The sequence below is a fragment of the Actinotignum timonense genome, assembly GCF_002860685.3.
In the GTDB taxonomy this organism is placed as follows: Bacteria; Actinomycetota; Actinomycetes; order Actinomycetales; family Actinomycetaceae; genus Actinotignum; species Actinotignum timonense.
This window is the reverse complement of the sequence record NZ_CP136960.1, coordinates 204,191-224,318: the sequence shown is the minus strand read 5'-3', so window position 1 is coordinate 224,318 and position 20,128 is coordinate 204,191. Positions and strand designations below refer to the sequence as shown.

The window sequence follows — 20,128 nt, the reverse complement described above, 5'->3', positions numbered from 1 at the left end:
ACCACCCGCGGTTAGTGAGCAGGCCTGTTGGTTTGTTTTCTGGTTGTGGTGTTGGTGTGGTGGTTGGTTGTCGCATAGTGAGCGTGAGCATCTTTATAACAAGCATGTGTGAAGCGTTTTGTTTTGTGTGTGTTTGTTGTGTGATTTTGCGTAATGTAAACGATTTTGTTTTGAGTTTCTTGTTTATTGTTTTTTGGTGTTGTAGGGCGTTTGGTGGATGCCTTGGTGCGTATGGGCCGAAGAAGGACGTTGTAGCCTGCGATATGCCTCGGGGAATTGGCTAGCGAGTGGTGATCCGAGGGTGTCCGAATGGGGGAACCTAGCCTGGGTTATGCCGGGTTGCTGCCAGCTGAATTGATAGGTTGGTGGTGGGAACGTGGGGAAGTGAAACATCTTAGTACCTGCTGGAAAAGATATTTTGTGAGTAGTGGCGAGCGAAAGCGAAGGAGCCTAAACCTTGTGTGTGTGATACTTGTCGGGGGTTGCACATGGGGTGTTGTGGGGTGTTGTCTTCTCGTTTCCGACAGGACGGGGGGGGTGCGGACGGTTTCCTAGAGATTTTTAAGGAGAACGTTCAATGAGTAAGCGTACGTACACGAGAGAGCAGATCCGTAAAGCCCTCACCACCTACCAACGCACGCAATCGGTAACCGCCACAGTCCGTAAACTGGGCTACCCAGGCCGAGACACGCTCTACAAATGGATCCGGAATAGCAACGAGAAACCAGAGCAGAGAAAACCGAAGAAACACGCCCCTAACCAGAAAATATCAACGGACGTGAAAGTAACTGCCTGCAAGCGATTCCGCAGCGGGGAAAACGCCTACACTATCGCCCAGGATCTAGGAATCGTGAACTGCACAAACATCTATGCTTGGGTTAAAAAGTGGGATGCGGAAGGCAGTCTAGGACTCATGAACGAGAAAGAATGCGACCAGATCAAAGCGAAAACCCGCCACCAACTGGAAGCCCAGCTACCCCAAGACCCGGAAGAATTACGTGCTCTTGTAGCCGATTTAATCGTGCAGAAACGCGTCTTGAAAGCCCAGCTCGAGCTAGCAAAAAAAGGAAAAGCCCGCACAGGCGGGCGCAGTGAAGCGGTAGAGAAAACACGGGTAGCTAACCAGCTACGCTCTACCACGCCGCTAGCCATGGTCTTAGATACCTTGGATTTGCCGGCAAGCTCGTACTATTACACCGCTAAACAGCTAGAGCGGCCTGACAAGCATGCTCGCTTGCGTGAGTTGATCGCTCAGATCGCGCGCGAGGGCTTGTATACGTATGGGTATCGGCGTATCCGTTTAGCGCTTAGAAAGCTTGGGTATGTGGTCTCGGAGAAAGTCATCCAGCGCTTGATGCGGGAAGAGGAAATCCCGGTCAGGTATGCCAAAGCACGCCGGAAGTACTCTAGTTACGGCGGGGAGATCAGCCCGGCACCGGAAAACCTAGTCGAGCGTGACTTCCACGCTGATGAGCCCGGACGGCTTTGGCTCACGGATATCAGCGAGTTCCACGCAGCTAACGGGAAGGTTTATCTCTCCCCGATTATTGACTGTTATGACGGGAAAGTCGTGGCGTATACGAGGGGATTACACCCAACCTCAGTGTTGGCTGATTCCTCCCTTGAAAACGCCCTGGCAACCCTCCCGCACCAGCGTCTAAACGAGCTACAAGCCGGCCAGAGTGAGCATCCACTCGTGATCCATTCGGATCGGGGAGTCCACTACCGGTCTGTGTCCTGGATTGAGCTTACGCGGCGTTACGGGTTGACGCGGTCGATGTCGAAGAAGGGGTGTAGTCCGGATAATTCTGCTTGTGAGGGGTTTTTCGGGCGGATGAAAACCGAGATTTATCACGGGAAGAAGTGGGCTACAACCGATGAGTTATGCGAGGCGATAGACGAGTATATGTTCTTCTATAACCAGAAGCGTATTACCTTGAAGTTCGATGGTTTAACGATTGTGGAGCATCGTCAAGCGGTTTTAAGCGATAATGTCCAATAAACAGTCCGCAGCCCCGGGCGTAGTGATAAATCAGGGATGTAGGTGAAGGGTTTGGGAAGGCCTGCCGTAGACCGTGATAGCCGGGTAGCTGAAATGTTTCTGACTGCGTGATGACATGCCCGAGTAGCACGGGGCTCGTGGAATCTCGTGTGAATCTGCCAAGACCACTTGGTAAGGCTAAATACCCGTCGTGACCGATAGTGAATTTAGTACCGTGAGGGAATGGTGAAAAGTACCCCGGGAGGGGAGTGAAATAGTGCCTGAAACCAGGCGCCTACAAACTGTCAGAGCCACATTTGAATGGTGGTGATGGCGTGCCTATTGAAGAATGAGCCTGCGAGTTAGGATGTGTGGCGAGGTTAACCCGTGTGGGGTAGTCGTAGCGAAAGCGAGTCTGAAGAGGGCGTTTTTAGTTGCATGTTCTAGACCCGAAGCGGGGTGATCTACCCATGGCCAGGGTGAGGCACGTGTAAGAGCGTGTGGAGGCCCGAACCCACCAGGGTTGAAAACCTGGGGGATGAGTTGTGGGTAGGGGTGAAAGGCCAATCAAACTCCGTGATAGCTGGTTCTCCCCGAAATGCATTTAGGTGCAGCGTTGCGTGGTTCTTTGTGGGGGTAGAGCTACTGGTTGGCTGATGGGCCTTATCTGGTTACTGACGTCAGCCAAACTCCGAATACCATGAAGTTGAGCGTGGCAGTGAGACTGTGGGGGATAAGCTTCATAGTCGAGAGGGAAACAGCCCAGATCGCCGGTTAAGGCCCCTAAGTGTGTGCTAAGTGGGAAAGGATGTTTAGTTGCTGTGACAACCAGGAGGTTGGCTTAGAAGCAGCCATCCTTGAAAGAGTGCGTAATAGCTCACTGGTCAAGTGATTGAGCGCCGACAATGTAGCGGGGCTGAAGTACACCGCCGAAACCGCGGCAAACAAGTTTTGTTTGGGTAGGGGAGCGTCCTGCGCGAGGTGAAGCCATGGCGTGAGCTTGTGGTGGATTGTGTGGGAGTGAGAATGCAGGCATGAGTAACGTTTGGGAGGTGAGAATCCTTCCCGCCGTATGACTAAGGGTTCCAGGGGTAGGTTCGTCCTCTCTGGGTTAGTCGGGTCCTAAGGCGAGGCCGACAGGCGTAGTCGATGGGTGACCAGTTCTTATTCTGGTACCGGTTTTATTGCGTCCAGTGTCTTCTGCGTTGATGCTAACCATCCTGTCTACACCTTGTAAGCGAATGAGGCGTTTGTCTTGTTTGTGGTTGGTGTGGGTGGCGTGGGGTCCTAAGTGTGGGAGGCAAGCGTGTTAACAGGTGTGACGCAGGGAGGTAGCTTCGCGTGCCTAATGGCTTGGCGCGTTTAAGGGTGTGGCCCGTCCCCCAGGTAAATCCGGGGGGCATTGTGGGTGAGGCCTGATGGTGACCGTTTTTATAGCGGGAAGTAGGGTGATCCTGTACTGCCGAGAAAAGCATCGACGTGAGTGGTAAGACCGCCCGTACCCGAAACCGACACTGGGGGCTGCGGACTGTTTATTGGACATTATCGCTTAAAACCGCTTGACGATGCTCCACAATCGTTAAACCATCGAACTTCAAGGTAATACGCTTCTGGTTATAGAAGAACATATACTCGTCTATCGCCTCGCATAACTCATCGGTTGTAGCCCACTTCTTCCCGTGATAAATCTCGGTTTTCATCCGCCCGAAAAACCCCTCACAAGCAGAATTATCCGGACTACACCCCTTCTTCGACATCGACCGCGTCAACCCGTAACGCCGCGTAAGCTCAATCCAGGACACAGACCGGTAGTGGACTCCCCGATCCGAATGGATCACGAGTGGATGCTCACTCTGGCCGGCTTGTAGCTCGTTTAGACGCTGGTGCGGGAGGGTTGCCAGGGCGTTTTCAAGGGAGGAATCAGCCAACACTGAGGTTGGGTGTAATCCCCTCGTATACGCCACGACTTTCCCGTCATAACAGTCAATAATCGGGGAGAGATAAACCTTCCCGTTAGCTGCGTGGAACTCGCTGATATCCGTGAGCCAAAGCCGTCCGGGCTCATCAGCGTGGAAGTCACGCTCGACTAGGTTTTCCGGTGCCGGGCTGATCTCCCCGCCGTAACTAGAGTACTTCCGGCGTGCTTTGGCATACCTGACCGGGATTTCCTCTTCCCGCATCAAGCGCTGGATGACTTTCTCCGAGACCACATACCCAAGCTTTCTAAGCGCTAAACGGATACGCCGATACCCATACGTATACAAGCCCTCGCGCGCGATCTGAGCGATCAACTCACGCAAGCGAGCATGCTTGTCAGGCCGCTCTAGCTGTTTAGCGGTGTAATAGTACGAGCTTGCCGGCAAATCCAAGGTATCTAAGACCATGGCTAGCGGCGTGGTAGAGCGTAGCTGGTTAGCTACCCGTGTTTTCTCTACCGCTTCACTGCGCCCGCCTGTGCGGGCTTTTCCTTTTTTTGCTAGCTCGAGCTGGGCTTTCAAGACGCGTTTCTGCACGATTAAATCGGCTACAAGAGCACGTAATTCTTCCGGGTCTTGGGGTAGCTGGGCTTCCAGTTGGTGGCGGGTTTTCGCTTTGATCTGGTCGCATTCTTTCTCGTTCATGAGTCCTAGACTGCCTTCCGCATCCCACTTTTTAACCCAAGCATAGATGTTTGTGCAGTTCACGATTCCTAGATCCTGGGCGATAGTGTAGGCGTTTTCCCCGCTGCGGAATCGCTTGCAGGCAGTTACTTTCACGTCCGTTGATATTTTCTGGTTAGGGGCGTGTTTCTTCGGTTTTCTCTGCTCTGGTTTCTCGTTGCTATTCCGGATCCATTTGTAGAGCGTGTCTCGGCCTGGGTAGCCCAGTTTACGGACTGTGGCGGTTACCGATTGCGTGCGTTGGTAGGTGGTGAGGGCTTTACGGATCTGCTCTCTCGTGTACGTACGCTTACTCATTGAACGTTCTCCTTAAAAATCTCTAGGAAACCGTCCGCACCCCCCTGGTAGTTGGGTAGAGCATACTAAGGCGTGCGAGTGAATCGTGGTTAAGGAACTCGGCAAAATGCCCCCGTAACTTTGGGAGAAGGGGGGCCCACTCTTTACACGCCCCGTGTCTGGGTGTTGTGGGGGGTTGGGTCGCAGAGTCTAGGGAGAAGCGACTGTTTATCAAAAACACAGGTCCGTGCGAAGCTGTAAGGCGATGTATACGGACTGACGCCTGCCCGGTGCTGGAAGGTTAAGCGGACTGGTTAGCCCCTTTTTTGGGGGCGAGGCTGGGAAGTTAAGCCCCAGTAAACGGCGGTGGTAACTATAACCATCCTAAGGTAGCGAAATTCCTTGTCGGGTAAGTTCCGACCTGCACGAATGGCGTAACGACTTCTCTACTGTCTCGACCACGAGCTCGGTGAAATTGCATTACGAGTAAAGATGCTCGTTTCGCGCAGCAGGACGGAAAGACCCCGGGACCTTTACTATAGCTTGGTATTGGTGTTCGGTACGGTTTGTGTAGGATAGGTGGGAGACTGTGATGCATGGACGCTAGTTTGTGTGGAGTCGTTGTTGAAATACCACTCTGGTCGTATTGCATGTCTAACTTTGGTCCGTGATCCGGGCTAAGGACAGTGCCTGGTGGGTAGTTTAACTGGGGCGGTTGCCTCCTAAAGGGTAACGGAGGCGCTCAAAGGTTTCCTCAGCCTGGTTGGTCATCAGGTGGTGAGTGTAAGTGTAGAAGGAAGCTTGACTGTGAGACAGACATGTCGAGCAGGTACGAAAGTAGGAACTAGTGATCCGGCGGTGGCTTGTGGAAGCGCCGTCGCTCAACGGATAAAAGGTACCCCGGGGATAACAGGCTGATCCTGCCCAAGAGTTCATATCGACGGCATGGTTTGGCACCTCGATGTCGGCTCGTCGCATCCTGGGGCTGGAGTAGGTCCCAAGGGTTGGGCTGTTCGCCCATTAAAGCGGTACGCGAGCTGGGTTCAGAACGTCGTGAGACAGTTCGGTCCCTATCCGCTGCGCGCGTTTGAGAATTGAGAAGGGCTGTTCCTAGTACGAGAGGACCGGGACGGACGAACCTCTAGTGTGCCAGTTGTTCCGCCAGGGGCATTGCTGGTTGGCCACGTTCGGGAGGGATAACCGCTGAAAGCATCTAAGCGGGAAGCCTGCTTCGAGATTAGTTCTCGTTCCACCTTTGGGGTGGGTGAGGTCCCCGGTTGATGATCGGGTTGATAGGCCAGGGATGTAAGCATTGTGAGGTGTTTAGTTGACTGGTACTAATGGACCGATAACCAAAACAACTTTTGACGGGTTGCTTTTGTTTGTTTTTGCGTGAGATAGGTATGTTTGCGTTCACTGTGCGATGACTGGCCACCACGTGTGGTTGGTTGGTGTTTGTTTGGTTGTGGCGGTGGTTATAGCGGCAAGGGTATACGCCCGGTCTCCTTTTCGAACCCGGTAGCTAAGGTTGTTTGCGCTGATGGTACTGCACTCGGTGGGGTGTGGGAGAGTAGGTCACTGCCGCCATGTTTTTTATTGTGTGGGGTGTTAGTCCTGTTGTGGGGCTGGCACCCCACACACGCATTTAAACCGAAGAGCTGACCATGCACATGACAGGCGGCCAGGGTGTTTCCTCCACGGCGGGTGCGCCCTGCCTCCAGCCCAGAAAGCAAGGGCGTGGCCCCAATCCAGCGTGCAGCGTAAAAAGTGGTCCGCACCTCATAGTTGCGTCGTCGTCGACTAAAATAAAAAGCGCGCAATCGCGCACGGTCTACCCAATGGAGGAGATATGAAAGCAGCGCGTTACTACGGTAACCACGATATTCGCATCGAAGATATCGAGGAGCAGCCGCTCGAACCCGGCACTGTGCGGGTGAAGGTTGCCTGGTGCGGTATCTGCGGTACCGATCTTCACGAATACCTCGACGGTCCCATTTTCTGCCCCGCGGAAGGCCACCCGCATCCGATTTCCGGTGAGGAAGTCCCGGTCACCCTCGGGCACGAAATGTCCGGCGTCGTTGCCGAAGTTGGCGAAGGCGTAACGGACCTCGCGGCCGGCGACCACGTCGTCGTCGAACCGTATATTATCCGCGACAGCGTGGATACCGGTCCCGAATCGACCACGTACCACCTGTCCCCCGATATGAACTTCATCGGCCTGGGCGGCCGCGGCGGCGGCCTGGCCGAAAATATCGTCGTCAAGCGGCGCTGGGTCCACAAGATCCCGGGCAATATCCCGCTTGACCAGGCCGCACTCATCGAACCGCTCTCCGTGGCCGTCCACGGCGTGGACCGCGGCGACGTCAAGGAAGGCGATTTCGCCCTCGTGGGAGGGGCCGGCCCCATCGGTGTGCTCTGCTGTGCGGTGCTCAAAGCCAAGGGCCTCAAGGTCGCGGTTTCGGAACTCTCCGAGCTGCGCCGCCAGCGCGCCGTTGATGCCGGCGTGGTTGATTACGCCTGGGATCCGCGCGAAGTCGATATCGTGGAAGAGACCAAGAAGCTCACCGGCGGCGTGGGCGCCAATGTTGCCTTCGAATGCACCTCGGTGGACGTGGTACTCAACCAGCTCATCGCGGCGCTCGGGCCGCGCGGCGTGCTCGTCAATATGTCGATCTGGGGTCACCAGCCGAATATTGATATGCACTCCGTGGTCATGAAGGAACTCGATGTGCGCGGCGTTATCGGCTACGTCAACACCCACCCGGCCACGATTGAGCTGGTCGCCTCGGGCAAGATCGATCTTGCCCCGTTCATCACCGGCAAGATCAACCTGGAAGACCTCGTTGACAAGGGCTTCGACCCCCTCATCAACCGCAACGAAACCGCGGTCAAGATCCTCGTCTCCCCGAACGGCGAAGGCGAAGACTAAAGCGGTCACTCCACGCGAGTGAGTTGTGTATGACAGCGCCTGTGGTAGGGAAACCCGCCGCGGGCGCTGTTGTGTAGCGGCAGCTGTTGCGGGCGCTGATTTTAGTACGACGGCGCAGCTGCGCAGCTCGCCTTTCCCGGCGAGTAGGTGCAGGTGGGCGTAGCGCTGTTCTGGGGGCGTGGCCTTCTAGAGGCCGCGCATCTCCTCCGTGAGCGCAGGCCAGAACTTGCGGTGCTCGCGCCCGAAAGGCCGGGCGCCTAGGAAAACTCCGGCCTTGCCGAGCTCCGGATCCACCCACAGGAACGAACCCGATTGCCCGAAGTGACCGAAGGTGTGGGGTGAAAATGAGGGCCCCGTCCAATGCGGGTCCTTTTCCCCGCGAATCTCCATCCCCAAACCCCAGGTGTTATTGCGCTGCCAGCCGTAGCCAGGCAGCAGCCCAGGCAGACCGTCGAAATGCACGGTAGTGGCATAGCGCGCCAACTCGGTGGAAATGAGGCGCGGGCGCAGCAGCTCCCCGGCGAACCGCGCCAGATCACGCAAATTCCCCACCGCCGAATACGCCGGGCTTGCCTCCACGGCCACCGAACTCAGGCGCAGCGGCTCAATCACCACCTGCCGCACCCAATTCTGGATCGATATCCCGGTGCGTTTCTCCAGATAATCACCGAGCACCTCGAAACCGTAATTCGAATAAATGCGCTTTTCTTCAACCCCGGCCCGCGCCGGACCTTCCTCTTCCGGCAACCCGGAGGCATGCGCGAGGAGATGAACCACCGTGGAACCGGGAGGGCCGGCCGGATCATCAAAATCGGCCAGGCCGCGCTCTACTGCAATGAGAGTCGCCCACGCCACCAGCAGCTTCGTGACCGACATATACGGGTAGATCTCCCGGGGATTCCCATAAGAAAAAGTGGTGCGCCCGGCGCCGTCAATAACACCGAGCGCATGCGGGAAGCTAAAAGAATCAGAAGCGAGTCGGTTATCGGCGCTGCTAACGGTGTTGTTATCCACGGACATGGCTCAAGTCTGCCATCTCCGCAGAAATATACGGGCCCATGCAAGCTGCGCCACAGCGTGATAATAAACTTATCATGATGACAAAAGTATCGTCGGGTGTGTAGGCTGGGAACAGGCCACACTGATGTGGCGCTACACGGGAGGTTATGATGACCCTAGGAACCGGAGGGCTGATCGCAGTCCTCATAGCGGCGATTGTGCTCGTTGTTGTGCTCATCGTCGGCTTGAAATTACACGGCTCGATCGCCCTGACCATCGCGGCGATTACCGTCGCACTGGTCACGGGCGTGAAGCCCGCGGAAGTGGGCGATGTACTCGAAAAGGGCGTTGGTGGAACGCTCGGATTCCTCGTTCTTATTATTGGCTTCGGCGCAATCCTCGGAAAAATGCTGGAAGTATCCGGCGGGGCCGAACGCCTCGCCAAGGGAATGCTCCGGGTTTTCGGCGAGAAACGCGCCCCGATTGTTATGTCATTCCTCGGCTTGATCGCCGGTATCCCGGTCTTCGTGGAAGTTGGCTTCGTGCTCCTGGTGCCCCTCGTTTTCGTGGTGGCCAAGGAAGTGGGCTGCTCGAAGATCCGAGTGGGAGTGCCGCTGGCCATCTCCCTTATGGTGGTCCACTGTATCCTGCCCCCGCACCCGGCCGCTACCGCTATTGCTGGTACCCTCGGTGCGGATATCGGCATGGTGATCATGCTTGGTCTCATCGTTGGGATCCCAGCCGCCCTCATTGGCGGCCCGCTCTACACCGGAATTGGGCTGCGTCAGCTTGAACGTGCACATGTCACCGCGGGCGCCGGCCAGGTAAGCGGCGTCGTCGCCGAAGGAAAACCCGGCCCCGAATCAAACGGAACCCCTGGTGACGCGCCTGCCGCGGGCGAAAATGTTCTTAAGAACGACGACGCGGACCGTTCCCTGCCCGGTTTCGGCATTACCCTGCTCACAATTCTGCTGCCACTCATTATTATGGTGTGCCGCACCGTTGCGGATCAGACCCTGCCCGAAGAAAACGGCCTGCGCCAATTCGTGGACCTCGTGGGTAACCCGATTCTGGCGCTTCTTATTTCGGTGATTTTCGCGTACTTCTCGCTGGGGATTTCGCGGGGCAAGTCGTTTTCGGATCTGTCCTCGGTGACCGATTCCTCCTTCAGCCCCATCGGCGGGGTGCTCCTCATTATCGGCGCGGGCGGTGCCTTCAACGCGGTGCTTATGGCTTCCGGGATGGACAAGGCCATCGCGGGCGCCATGGGAAGCCTGCCCGTGAGCCCGCTGATCCTCGCCTGGCTTATCGCCATTGTGCTGCACTTCGCGGTGGGGAGCGCCACGGTCGCCATGATTTCCGCGGCCGGGATCGTGCTGCCGATGCTCCAGGCATCCCCGGATCTCAGCCCCGCGCTCATGGCGATTGCGGTGGGCGCCGGCGCCATCGGCCTCACGCACGTGACCGATTCGCTCTTCTGGCTGTACAAGGAATACATGGGCATTTCGGTGGGGGATGCGCTCAAGACTCTCACCGTGGGCACCACCATTGCCTCGGTGGTGGCCCTGTGCATGACCATGCTGCTTCACCTGGTGATTTAGGCGCGGGATTCGCCGCCGCTGCAGATGCGGACGGCATTACGGGCGCGGCAGGTTCCGCCGCCGCGCGCTTATCCGCAGCTACACGCTTAGTCGCCGCACACTTATTAGCAGCACCACACTTATCCGCCAATCCATCTGAGAAAGGACTCAGTCATGACAACTATCGCTGGAAAAACGCTCGAACAGTGGGTAGAGGACTACCCGCTTATTCAGGACCTCGTGGACCTCAAGGTCGCGGATTGGTTCAATCCGGAGGTGCTTCCCGCCGCGGAGGGCCTGGCAAAGGTCGGCCTGACCGTGGTCGATGTGGACGACGCCGCAGCTCGGCTCAAGCGCTGGGCTCCCTACCTTAGCCAAGTTTTCCCGGCCGCTCGCCCCACGGCTGGCATCCTGGAATCCCCGCTGGTCGCGGTTCCAACCATGCAAGCCAAGCTCGCCGAACGCAAGGGCGTGCAGATCCCGGGCCAGCTGTGGGCGAAACTCGATTCGCACCTGCCGATTTCCGGATCGATCAAGGCCCGCGGCGGTGTCTACGAAGTGCTCAAGCACGCTGAAGAACTCGCGCTGGAAGCCGGCCTCATCACCCTCGAGGATGACTACCGCAAGCTCGATACCGAAGAAGCCCGCACGTTCTTCTCCCAGTACAAGGTGGCGGTGGGCTCTACCGGGAATTTGGGGCTGTCCATCGGCATTATGTCCGCTCAGCTTGGTTTCCAGGCCTCGGTGCATATGTCCGCCGACGCGCGCCAGTGGAAGAAGGATAAGCTCCGCTCCCACGGCGTGAACGTGGTGGAATACGAATCGGATTACTCGGTGGCGGTGGCCCAGGGCCGCAAGGAAGCCGAATCGGATCCCACCGCCTACTTCGTGGACGACGAGAATTCGCCTTCGCTCTTCCTCGGCTACGCGGTGGCCGCGCGCCGCCTGCAGGGCCAGTTCCAGTCCCTGGATGTCACGGTGGATGCCGATCATCCGCTGATCGCCTACCTGCCTTGCGGCGTGGGTGGCGGCCCGGGCGGCGTGGCCTTCGGCCTCAAGACCGTGTTCGGGGATAACGTGCACTGCATCTTCGCCGAGCCGACCCATTCGCCCTCCATGTTCCTCGGCGTGATGACCGGCAAGCACGACGAGATCGCGGTGCAAGATTTCGGCATCGATAACCTCACCGCCGCGGACGGCCTGGCCTGCGGGCGTCCTTCCGCTTTCGTGGGGTCGCGCATGCAGTACCTCATCGACGGCTACTACACCGTTGAGGACCAGACCATGTACGAAAACGTGGCGCTCCTGGCCCAGACCGAGGACCTGCGCATCGAGCCTTCCTCCTCCACTTCCTTCGAAGGGCCCTTCCACGTGCTCGCCGCCAGCGAGTACCTGGAGCGGGCGGGCTTGACCCCGGAGAAGCTCGCGGGTGCCACCCACCTCACGTGGATCACCGGCGGCAATATGGTTCCCGAAAAGGAGATGGATTCCTACATCGCCAAGGGTGAAGAGACCCTGTAAAGCAGGGCGGTTAGTCGGGGGTGCCACTCGTAGCGGTGTGCACCCCCGCACTATGTCGTCATTTAAGATATTTTGTCAGAAGATACAGCAATGGGGCCGTAGGCAGGAAGGAGCCTGTGCCATGGAGGCAGCGGAACGCGACGAGGCGCCACGAGAAGCGATATCCCAGGAAGTCGGGTCCCGGGAAGAGATATCAGGCGAAGTGGACTCTGCAATATCCCGCGAAGGGATATCCGGTGAAGCAATATCCCAGGCGGATAGCGAGTACGTGGCTTCCTTCAAGCCGCTGGTGGAGTTCCTCGGGGTAGCGCTGGGGGAGAGTACCGAGGTGGTACTCCACGACGTGAGCGACCTGGACCATTCGGTTATCGCCATCGCGAATTCGCATGTCACTCAGCGCACCGTGGGTTCCCCGGCCACCGACCTCATGTTGCGGGTGCTGCGCGCCGGCGAAGGAACCACAGCCGATTACCTCACCGGTTACGAGGCGATTACGCCCGGCCGCGCGCGCACCTTGCGTTCGTCCACCTTTTTTATACGACGACGGGGCCGCATCATTGGGATGCTCTGTCTTAATTCTGACCAAACCGTGCTGCGGCAATTGGACGAAACGGTCAAAAAAATCGCCTCCCTGTATTTCCCCAATCCCGAGCGGCGCAAAGAAGCGCCTGCGGAAAAGCCGGAAATTTTGGCTTCCTCGGTTGCCGATATGAAAACGGCTGCTATGGAGTCGGTGCTCTCGCGTTACCACGTCTCCGTGGATCACCTCACCCAGGCCGAGCGCCTGGAAGTGGTGCGTTCGCTGGACGAGGACGGATTCTTCCAGCTGCGCGGGGCGGTAACCGACCTGGCGCTCGCGATGAATCTTTCCGAGCCGACCGTGTACCGGTATCTGCGCCAGGCACGGGCCTAAGCCGGCGGTGCGCCGCGGGGCTGATGCACGCGGCTCTGAGCTGCCTGCGTGTGAGGGCCGGGTTGGCTAGCCCGGAGCGGCCTGGGCCCTCGGCACGTTTCGAGAGCTGTGAAACTCGATATCATGGCGGTATGACACGAGTGATTAAAAACTGGCTCACCGATATGGATGGTGTGCTCATCCACGAAGAAAAGGCACTTCCGGGTGCCGCGGATTTTCTCAATAAACTCAACGAAAAAGAGTACCCCTACCTCGTTCTTACCAATAATTCGATTTTTACCCGGCGTGATCTTTCCGCCCGCTTGGAAGCAGCCGGGCTGATTGTTCCGGAAGATCATATTTGGACTTCGGCAGCTGCCACCGCGAATTTCCTTGCGGACCAGGTGGAGAATAAGCGCGCCTACGTGGTGGGTGAAGCTGGGCTCACTACCTCGATGTACAACGTTGGTTTCGTCATGACGAATGTCAATCCGGAAGTGGTGGTTCTCGGGGAAACCCGCACCTATTCCATTGAGGCGCTCACCACCGCAATCCGCCTCATCAACAAGGGTGCCCGGTTCATCGCCACCAACCCGGATGTGACGGGCCCGTCCGATCTGGGTCCGATTCCGGCAACCGGGGCGGTAGCCGCGATGATTACCGCAGCCACCGGACGCCAGCCCTATTACGTGGGGAAGCCGAATCCGGTCATGCTGCGCAAGGGGCTCAATCTTATCGACGCGCATTCTGAAGAAACCGCGCTGGTAGGGGACCGGATGGATACCGATATCCTCGCGGGCATGGAAGCCGGGCTGCAAACCCACCTGGTGCTTTCCGGTTCCACTGCGCAAGAGGAGATCGTGAACTTCCCCTACCGCCCCGATTATGTGCATCCCTCCATCGCGGAAGTGGCGGAGCTACTCTAGCTGCTTCTTGTGTGGGTAACGATGGCCGAATGAGGTCTTCTGGTTGCCGTTGCCTTGCAGGTAGCCGGTTTCCGCACCTTATCCGTCCGATTCTTCTCGGTTGGGCTACTTTTCAACCGTTGCTAGCACTCGGACTGCGGTGGCGGGGTTGTTACGGATCGCGGATTCTAGCTGGATCTCTTCCCATTTCCGCATGCCTTGCTGGAGTGCTTCGAGGGCTTGTGGTGTGCATGCGACCCCGAACTCGTCAATAACGAAAAGGAGGATTTCTTCCAGGCAGGGCCGGAACCTGCGTCCACCCACGGGGAAGTGGACATCGGCAATCCGGGGAGTACGCAATGCATGCTTGATGCGCCGGCGTGAGCGACGGGAATGAGTACCGCCTAATACTAAGGCGTGTGTCCATTCATCACGATGGGCATGTACCTGGATATGTGCGCAGGGGATATGCGAACGTGGTGAGCGAATATAATCCCAACGCACCAGGGGCTCTTTTCCGACCTCCCCGCGTATCACCGAGAACGTTGATTCCGCGACGGTAAGAACCCCGTTATCCGGATTGAGAAAAACCGCGTATTCGAAGCGGACAATAAGGAAACGATCAGTGTAAATATTTCCCGACAATCTTATTGTCGGAGGGTCTTCTCTTGTGAGGGCCTGCTTCAATACGGAAAACCTGGGATCGATGAGCTCCCCAATTAGCTGTAGATGTGCCGCAAATTCATCAGCACGCTCATTTAAGTATTCGTTCACCACGGCACACCTCTTCGAAGTAATCTAAGCCTTCCATCTCGAAATAGGCTTCAGCCTCGTCTGGTCCGAGCTGGTAGTTATCGGCGCGTAGGTCGAATTCTTCGCGGGTCATTCTGACCTCCTGCAAGATTTCTTCTTTGCGCTTGAGGACATCTTCAAGCGAGTTAAACGTGAGATTTGGAGTCACTCTACGTGCTCTATCAATACTCATGGTGTCTCTCCTTCGATTGTGAGTTTCGGGTGGTTACCCTTCCTTCTCCGTAATTCTCGCATGGTGTCAAGGCGCAGCAAAGAGCTATCCGCCGCCCTGCGGATAAGGGCAGCGTTTCGCGATTCTGTGGATAAATTCGAACCCGTTCTATACACCCGTCACTGACTCTCAATCGCAACCTCGCGCACGGGTTCCGATGGCCGAATAATGAGATAGCACGGTCGGCACCCCACCCCTAAGTTACGCTACCGTAGGTAACGCGGGCGGGGAGCCTGTGTCCGGTGCACGGTTTTGTGCCCGTGCCCGGTGTGCGGCTTCGCGCCGCCGCCAGGGCGCACAGGCCCACACCTCCGCGTTACCCGCCGGCCGCGCCGCGACGGGCGGTTTCGTGTAACGACGGAGAAATCATGCGTCAGGTTCATCCTTGGCGGGTGCTCGTCTGTGCCTGCCTGCTCACCTTCATCACCGGGTGCTCATACGTTTTCTCAATTTTCCAACTCCCGGCCACCCAGCTCTACGGGCTGAGCGCGGCGATGGGCGCCTATACTCTCACCAATGCCCTCGCCCCGCTGCCGATGCTCCTGGGCGGGTACTTCATTGACCGCGGCCGCGCGGTCTGGACGGCAACCATCGGCGCGCTGTGCGCGGCCATCGGCTGGGCCAGCGCGGCCTGCGCAAGCTCCCCGCTCCAGTTCGTGCTCGGCTACGGGTTCATCGGCGGCATCGGCATGGGCCTGGTCCTCACCTCCGCGCTGTCCAATACCCTGCGTTTCTTCCCGGGCCGACGCGGGCTCATCTCCGGAATTATCTCCTGCGTGAACGGAGCCTCCGGCATCGTCATGGCGCCCTTGGCCCAACGACTCCTCGACTCCAGCAATCTACGCACCACCCTGTTGGTTTTCGCCGGTCTTTACGCGGTGATTGCGCTCATCGTGGCCTTTAATTACCGCGCCGCTCCGGTGGAAGGCGTGGCCGCGCCTGCTACTCCTGCCACCGCTACGGAACCCGCCGTGGAACCGGCACGCGCGTCTGCTGCAGCACCAGCTGTGCCTACCGTGCCCGCCGAACCGGCACCCGCCGCCGAACCGGCGCCCGCACCCGCGCGCAGCGCCCGGCCGTCTCTCACCACCCGCCAGATGCTCGCCACCCCCGATTTCTGGCTCATTTTTGCCATTTTCATCGCCGGGGCCTTTTCCGGCCTCATGATCGTTTCCAACGCGGCGCCCATCGCGGCGAGAATGTTCCACTTCTCCGCGGCCAGCGCCGCGCTCTTCGTCTCCCTTTACGCCTGCGCGGGCACCGCGGGGCGTTTCTGCTTTGGCTGGCTCGCCGACCACCTCGGCCACGCCCGCACCCTCGAAGTCACCTTCTGCTGCGACGCCTTCGGGCTACTCCTCCTCATCGCGGGCGGGCGCGGCACCCTGGCCGGCGGCATCTTCCTGGCCGGTGGCCTCCTCGCGCTCGGCCTGAGCTATGGCGGCACCATCGCGATCATGCCCGCTTGCGTCATGGACCGCTTCGGTCCGCGCTGGCAAGGCATTAACTACGCGCTCGCTTTCACCGGTTTTTCGGTGGCCGCTATTTTCGCCCCGCGGCTCGGCGCGCAGATCGGTGCTATGTGCGACGGCGATTACACCCGCGCCTTCCTCTATGCCATCATCGCCTCGGCCACGGGGCTGGGCTGCGCGCGGATTTTGCACCTGCGTACCCGCCGGCGCCGCGCCCAGATCACCCGCGCGGCCTAGCGTGGCGGGCACGCGCCACAACTCCGCCGCCTAGCCCGCAAACTCCATAATGACCGGGACGTGGTCGGAAGCTCCTTTGCCCTTCCGCTCGTCCCGGTCAATGATGGAGCGGGTATGCCGGGCGGCCAGCGCCGCGGAAGCAAAACCAAAATCAATACGCATCCCGTGATTCTTCGGGAACCGCAAACGCTGATAATCCCAGAATGTGTAATCCGCGCCCTCGGCCGCCCGGGTAATATCCGCGAGCCCTGCCTCCAGCAGCCCGGCCAGCGCCCCGCGTTCCTCCGCGGTCACGTACATGCCAACGTCGTTCCGGAAATAATCAATATCCCACACGTCCGTATCCCGCGGGGCCACATTCCAATCCCCCGCTAACAGCAGCGGATACTCCGGTTCCTCGCCCAGGCGCGTGCTCACCGCCGCCCGCAAGGCACCGAGGAATTCCAGCTTGTAATGGAAATGCGGATCCCCGTAGGCCCGCCCGTTGGGAATATACAGACTCCACACATTGACCGCGGCCGGCCCCGAACCCAGGCGCGCTCCCAGGGCACGCGCTTCTACGGTGGGCGCACTGAGCAGCGCGCCGTCGTCGTCGACCTTAGAAAAACCGGGCTGACCGGGGAAGCCCACCTGCACGTTCTCGATCCCCACGCGGGAAAGAATCGCGACCCCGTTCCACTGGTTGAGGCCGGCGCAGGCGACTTCGTATCCGGCCTCTTCGAAAATTTCGCGCGGGAACTGCGCGGGCGTGCATTTCGTTTCTTGGAGGAGTAGGGCGTCCAGGTCCCAGCGTTCCAGGACGGCGCGGGCGCGTTCGGCGCGGGCGCGCACAGAATTAATATTCCAGGTGGCAATACGCATAGCACCAGTGTAGAGAGCCGCGGGCACGTTACCATAGCGGTTATGGGAAGTGCTCTTATTACCGGTGCCAGCGCCGGGCTCGGCCTGGAATTTGCGTGGCAGCTCGCGGCCGAAGGAAATGACCTCGTGCTCGTGGCGCGCAATCGGGCCCGTTTGGAGGCGATTGCGCATGATCTGCGGCAGGTCGCCGGGGTGCAGGTGGAGGTGCTTGCCGCTGATCTTTCGCGGCACGACGACGCTCGTGTGGTTGCGCGCCGGGTAGCGCAGCGCTCGCGGCCCATCGGTTTGCTCGTCAATAATGCGGGCTTTGGGCTGGGGCAGGAATTTTCCGCCGGGGAGCTGGAGCGGGAAGAAGAAGCGCTTGACGTGATGGTGCGCGCGGTTCTTATCACGTGCCACGCGGCGGCGCGGGAGTTTCCGCGGCGCGGCTACGGGGGAATTATTAACGTGTCCTCGATGACGGCCGGCACCGCGCAAGGCACCTATTCCGCGCATAAAGCCTGGGTGCGCACATTTTCTGAAGGGCTGGCCGCGGAACTGGCACCGAACGGGGTGGCGGTCACCTGCGTGACCCCGGGGCTTATCCGCACCGAATTCCACGAGCGGGCCGCGGTCGATGCCAGCCAGTGGGCCGATCTGCTTTTTGCGCAGCCCGAAGCCGTGGTGAGTGCCGCGCTGGAGGCATGCCGGCGCGGGCGGGTGCTCGTTACGCCCACCGCGCTGTACAAGGCGGCCGCCGCGGCGTTACGTTTCGCCCCGCGCGCCCTGGTGCGGAAATTCGCGGGGCCGGGGCTGTCTGGGCGCACTCAAGCTTAGAAACTACTGCTTTCCGCGGGGGCCTTACGTGCCTCATCGGGCAGTTGGAGCGGCTTGGCCTGGCGGTAATCCCAGCGCACCCGCGTTTCCGTGGGCAGGCCCTGGAAGTAGGCCGGGGCCACGATGGCCATGCCCCGCACCTCGTAACTTTGCTTATCGATACGCACCTGAAGATTGGCGGAATCACTCAGGTCCAAACCGGGCGAGGCCCCCTGCATTTCCTGCGCCATCGTCTCGGAAAGCGGGCCGACGATGAGGTAGTTTTCCGCGTCCTCAAAAACCTGGGTCTTCTCAATATTCGGGAAAATATCTTCCCCGCGGTAGGAGCCGGGCGAGGTGGGGGCATCTCCGGAATCCACAATATCGGCCAGGCTTTCCTCGGTTTTGCTCCAGAAACCGGCCATATTCGTATACACCGTGACAGTATCCGGCTTCGAACCTTCCCCGATCCACAGCGCGGTGGAGAGTTTGCTGGGCATGCCCTCCGCTTCCGCCCCGGGAATTCCGGAGGCGTCAATATCCATCTCCATGGCCATGAGGCGGGTGCTCGGATCTACATCGATATCAATATCGATAGTGGCAACCCCGGGGCCCTCACCGGGCACATCCGCGGAAATCTCCATGGACATATCCATTCCGATGGCGGTGCCGAAGAAATCCTGCGAGCTTTTCGCAATAATCTCATCCTGCTTGGCGATGGCGCGTTTAATAATCTCGCGGGCCTGAGCGCTATCGGCAACCGGCGTGAACTGCCCGGTTTTCGAAATGCTTTCGTCAAAAATAGGAGCGCCGTCCGATCCGCCCCGGCCGTGCCCTTCGCTGATCGACGGGCCGTGCCCGCCTTCCGAGGAGACCAGCGCATTATTCGCGCACCCGCTCAGGATCAGGGCACCGGCGGCCACCACCGCGAGAGGTTTCCACATCTTCGTCATCGCTGCTCCACTTCTTAGGGTTTCCCGCACCCGGGCTCGGGGTGGCGAATCGTTTATTGCGCTTGCGTATACCACTGTACAAGGCCGACGGCGCCAACGAAACACGGGCCCCGGTGGCCCGCGGGTAAATATGGCGCTTCCCCATGGTCGGGGCGGGCGCGCCGCTAGACTGGGGGAGTGACAGATTCTTCCCAGTCTTGTGATTCTCGTGATGATCTCAGCGTGCCCGCGGATGAGGCTGCCCCTGCCGTGGATACTGCCGATGCGGCGCCTACCGCAGGCGCTGGCGATCCCGCCGCGCCCGCGGATGAGGCCGCTGAGCTGCCCGCGCACCGCATCCCGGAGCCGGGTGGCTCGCCCTACGGTGAAAAACGCACGGTCGGGGTGGGGCCGCACCCGCTGCCTTGGCCGGACGACCCCCGCCTGGACCCGCAGCTTTTAGCGGAAGGTGACCACCGTAACGTCGTCGACGCATATCGTTATTGGAGCGTGGAAGCGATCAAGGCGGATATGGCGAGCCGGGCGGTCAGCGCCCATATTGCCATTGAGAATCTCCAGCACGACCTCAATATCGGTTCGATTGTGCGCAGCGCCAATGCTTTTAATTTCGGCGGTGTGCATATCGTGGGGCGGCACAAGTGGAATAAGCGCGGGGCGCTCGTCACCGATCGCTACCTCACGATGTACTACCATCCCACTCCGGCTGACCTGGAAGAATGGGCGCGCGAGCATAAGTACCAGCTCATCGCCATCGATAACCAGGAGGGCGCGGTGCCCCTGGAGAAGTCCGAACTTCCGGAGAATTGCCTGCTGGTGTTCGGGCAGGAATCCGCCGGGATCTCCCCCGATTTACTCGAACGCTGCGACGGCGCGGTGGAAATCACCCAGGATGGCTCCACTCGTTCCCTCAACGTTGCCGCGGCCGCGGCCATCGCCATGCACTGGTGGGTGGCGCAGCATGCGCGTAGCGCACATCCCGACAACGCTGCCAATTGCGCGCATACTTCCAATCCCGCACCCGTAACCAACCACTAACCCAGGAGGAT

Annotated in this window: 13 protein-coding genes and 2 rRNA genes; 10 read left to right on the top strand and 5 right to left on the bottom strand. The window is 59.1% G+C overall.

The genetic code is table 11. From position 1 onward, the window contains the following. Nucleotides 1-190: 190 nt before the first annotated feature. From CYJ17_RS00920 to CYJ17_RS00910, 3 genes are all read left to right on the top strand, one after another. Nucleotides 191-6,278, top strand: a 23S ribosomal RNA gene (locus tag CYJ17_RS00920). A gap of 106 nt (nt 6,279-6,384) precedes the next feature. Next, nucleotides 6,385-6,504: ribosomal RNA gene (rrf, locus tag CYJ17_RS00915) — 5S ribosomal RNA — on the top strand. A 262-nt stretch (nt 6,505-6,766) separates the two neighbouring features. Continuing rightward, nucleotides 6,767-7,846, top strand: coding sequence for a 2,3-butanediol dehydrogenase (locus tag CYJ17_RS00910; protein ID WP_087070279.1), 1,080 nt, complete (start codon nt 6,767-6,769; stop codon nt 7,844-7,846). Between the two features lie 186 nt (nt 7,847-8,032). Here CYJ17_RS00910 and CYJ17_RS00905 read toward each other — a convergent pair whose 3' ends face one another. Then, nucleotides 8,033-8,866 (bottom strand): serine hydrolase domain-containing protein, encoded by an 834-nt coding sequence (locus tag CYJ17_RS00905; RefSeq protein ID WP_087070280.1) that lies wholly within the window; start codon nt 8,864-8,866, stop codon nt 8,033-8,035. A gap of 146 nt (nt 8,867-9,012) precedes the next feature. On the opposite strand from CYJ17_RS00905, the gene CYJ17_RS00900 reads away from it, so the two are divergent. From CYJ17_RS00900 to CYJ17_RS00885, 4 genes are all read left to right on the top strand, one after another. Then, the gene (locus CYJ17_RS00900) at nt 9,013-10,446 is read left to right on the top strand and encodes a GntT/GntP/DsdX family permease (RefSeq protein WP_234984447.1); all 1,434 of its coding nucleotides are present in this window, start codon (nt 9,013-9,015) and stop codon (nt 10,444-10,446) included. A gap of 153 nt (nt 10,447-10,599) precedes the next feature. Then, nucleotides 10,600-11,946, top strand: a complete 1,347-nt coding sequence (locus CYJ17_RS00895; protein WP_087070282.1) for a D-serine ammonia-lyase — start codon at nt 10,600-10,602, stop codon at nt 11,944-11,946. A gap of 121 nt (nt 11,947-12,067) precedes the next feature. Further along, nucleotides 12,068-12,859, top strand: coding sequence for a helix-turn-helix transcriptional regulator (locus tag CYJ17_RS00890; protein WP_234984448.1), 792 nt, complete (start codon nt 12,068-12,070; stop codon nt 12,857-12,859). A gap of 131 nt (nt 12,860-12,990) precedes the next feature. Beyond that, nucleotides 12,991-13,764, top strand: coding sequence for an HAD-IIA family hydrolase (locus CYJ17_RS00885; RefSeq protein WP_026429073.1), 774 nt, complete (start codon nt 12,991-12,993; stop codon nt 13,762-13,764). 105 nt (nt 13,765-13,869) lie between these two features. On the opposite strand, the gene CYJ17_RS00880 is transcribed toward CYJ17_RS00885, so the two are convergent. Together CYJ17_RS00880 and CYJ17_RS00875 are read right to left on the bottom strand one after the other, a co-directional pair. Beyond that, nucleotides 13,870-14,388, bottom strand: coding sequence for a hypothetical protein (locus CYJ17_RS00880; RefSeq protein WP_234984449.1), 519 nt, complete (start codon nt 14,386-14,388; stop codon nt 13,870-13,872). A 109-nt stretch (nt 14,389-14,497) separates the two neighbouring features. Continuing rightward, nucleotides 14,498-14,728, bottom strand: coding sequence for a hypothetical protein (locus CYJ17_RS00875; RefSeq protein ID WP_087070284.1), 231 nt, complete (start codon nt 14,726-14,728; stop codon nt 14,498-14,500). Between the two features lie 407 nt (nt 14,729-15,135). On the opposite strand from CYJ17_RS00875, the gene CYJ17_RS00870 reads away from it, so the two are divergent. Beyond that, on the top strand, nt 15,136-16,473 hold the full coding sequence (locus tag CYJ17_RS00870; protein ID WP_101595661.1) for an MFS transporter: 1,338 nt from the start codon (nt 15,136-15,138) through the stop codon (nt 16,471-16,473). Between the two features lie 30 nt (nt 16,474-16,503). Here the strand turns inward: CYJ17_RS00870 and CYJ17_RS00865 are convergent, their stop codons facing one another. Next, nucleotides 16,504-17,334, bottom strand: coding sequence for an exodeoxyribonuclease III (locus tag CYJ17_RS00865; RefSeq protein WP_087071154.1), 831 nt, complete (start codon nt 17,332-17,334; stop codon nt 16,504-16,506). A 42-nt stretch (nt 17,335-17,376) separates the two neighbouring features. Between CYJ17_RS00865 and CYJ17_RS00860 the strand changes: the two genes are divergently transcribed. Beyond that, the gene (locus CYJ17_RS00860) at nt 17,377-18,150 is read left to right on the top strand and encodes an SDR family NAD(P)-dependent oxidoreductase (RefSeq protein ID WP_087070286.1); all 774 of its coding nucleotides are present in this window, start codon (nt 17,377-17,379) and stop codon (nt 18,148-18,150) included. On the opposite strand, the gene CYJ17_RS00855 is transcribed toward CYJ17_RS00860, so the two are convergent. After that, nucleotides 18,147-19,082, bottom strand: a complete 936-nt coding sequence (locus CYJ17_RS00855; protein ID WP_087070287.1) for a hypothetical protein — start codon at nt 19,080-19,082, stop codon at nt 18,147-18,149. The genes CYJ17_RS00860 and CYJ17_RS00855 overlap by 4 nt on opposite strands. Before the next feature lie 222 nt (nt 19,083-19,304). On the opposite strand from CYJ17_RS00855, the gene CYJ17_RS00850 reads away from it, so the two are divergent. After that, nucleotides 19,305-20,117 (top strand): TrmH family RNA methyltransferase, encoded by an 813-nt coding sequence (locus CYJ17_RS00850; RefSeq protein ID WP_375713963.1) that lies wholly within the window; start codon nt 19,305-19,307, stop codon nt 20,115-20,117. Nucleotides 20,118-20,128: the final 11 nt, after the last annotated feature.

Coding starts and splice junctions, on each gene's coding strand:
- CYJ17_RS00910 (WP_087070279.1), top strand. CDS start 6,767: ATGAAAGCAGCGCGTTACTACGGTAACCACGATATTCGCATCGAAGAT.
- CYJ17_RS00905 (WP_087070280.1), bottom strand. CDS start 8,866: ATGTCCGTGGATAACAACACCGTTAGCAGCGCCGATAACCGACTCGCT.
- CYJ17_RS00900 (WP_234984447.1), top strand. CDS start 9,013: ATGATGACCCTAGGAACCGGAGGGCTGATCGCAGTCCTCATAGCGGCG.
- CYJ17_RS00895 (WP_087070282.1), top strand. CDS start 10,600: ATGACAACTATCGCTGGAAAAACGCTCGAACAGTGGGTAGAGGACTAC.
- CYJ17_RS00890 (WP_234984448.1), top strand. CDS start 12,068: ATGGAGGCAGCGGAACGCGACGAGGCGCCACGAGAAGCGATATCCCAG.
- CYJ17_RS00885 (WP_026429073.1), top strand. CDS start 12,991: ATGACACGAGTGATTAAAAACTGGCTCACCGATATGGATGGTGTGCTC.
- CYJ17_RS00875 (WP_087070284.1), bottom strand. CDS start 14,728: ATGAGTATTGATAGAGCACGTAGAGTGACTCCAAATCTCACGTTTAAC.
- CYJ17_RS00870 (WP_101595661.1), top strand. CDS start 15,136: ATGCGTCAGGTTCATCCTTGGCGGGTGCTCGTCTGTGCCTGCCTGCTC.
- CYJ17_RS00865 (WP_087071154.1), bottom strand. CDS start 17,334: ATGCGTATTGCCACCTGGAATATTAATTCTGTGCGCGCCCGCGCCGAA.
- CYJ17_RS00860 (WP_087070286.1), top strand. CDS start 17,377: ATGGGAAGTGCTCTTATTACCGGTGCCAGCGCCGGGCTCGGCCTGGAA.
- CYJ17_RS00855 (WP_087070287.1), bottom strand. CDS start 19,082: ATGACGAAGATGTGGAAACCTCTCGCGGTGGTGGCCGCCGGTGCCCTG.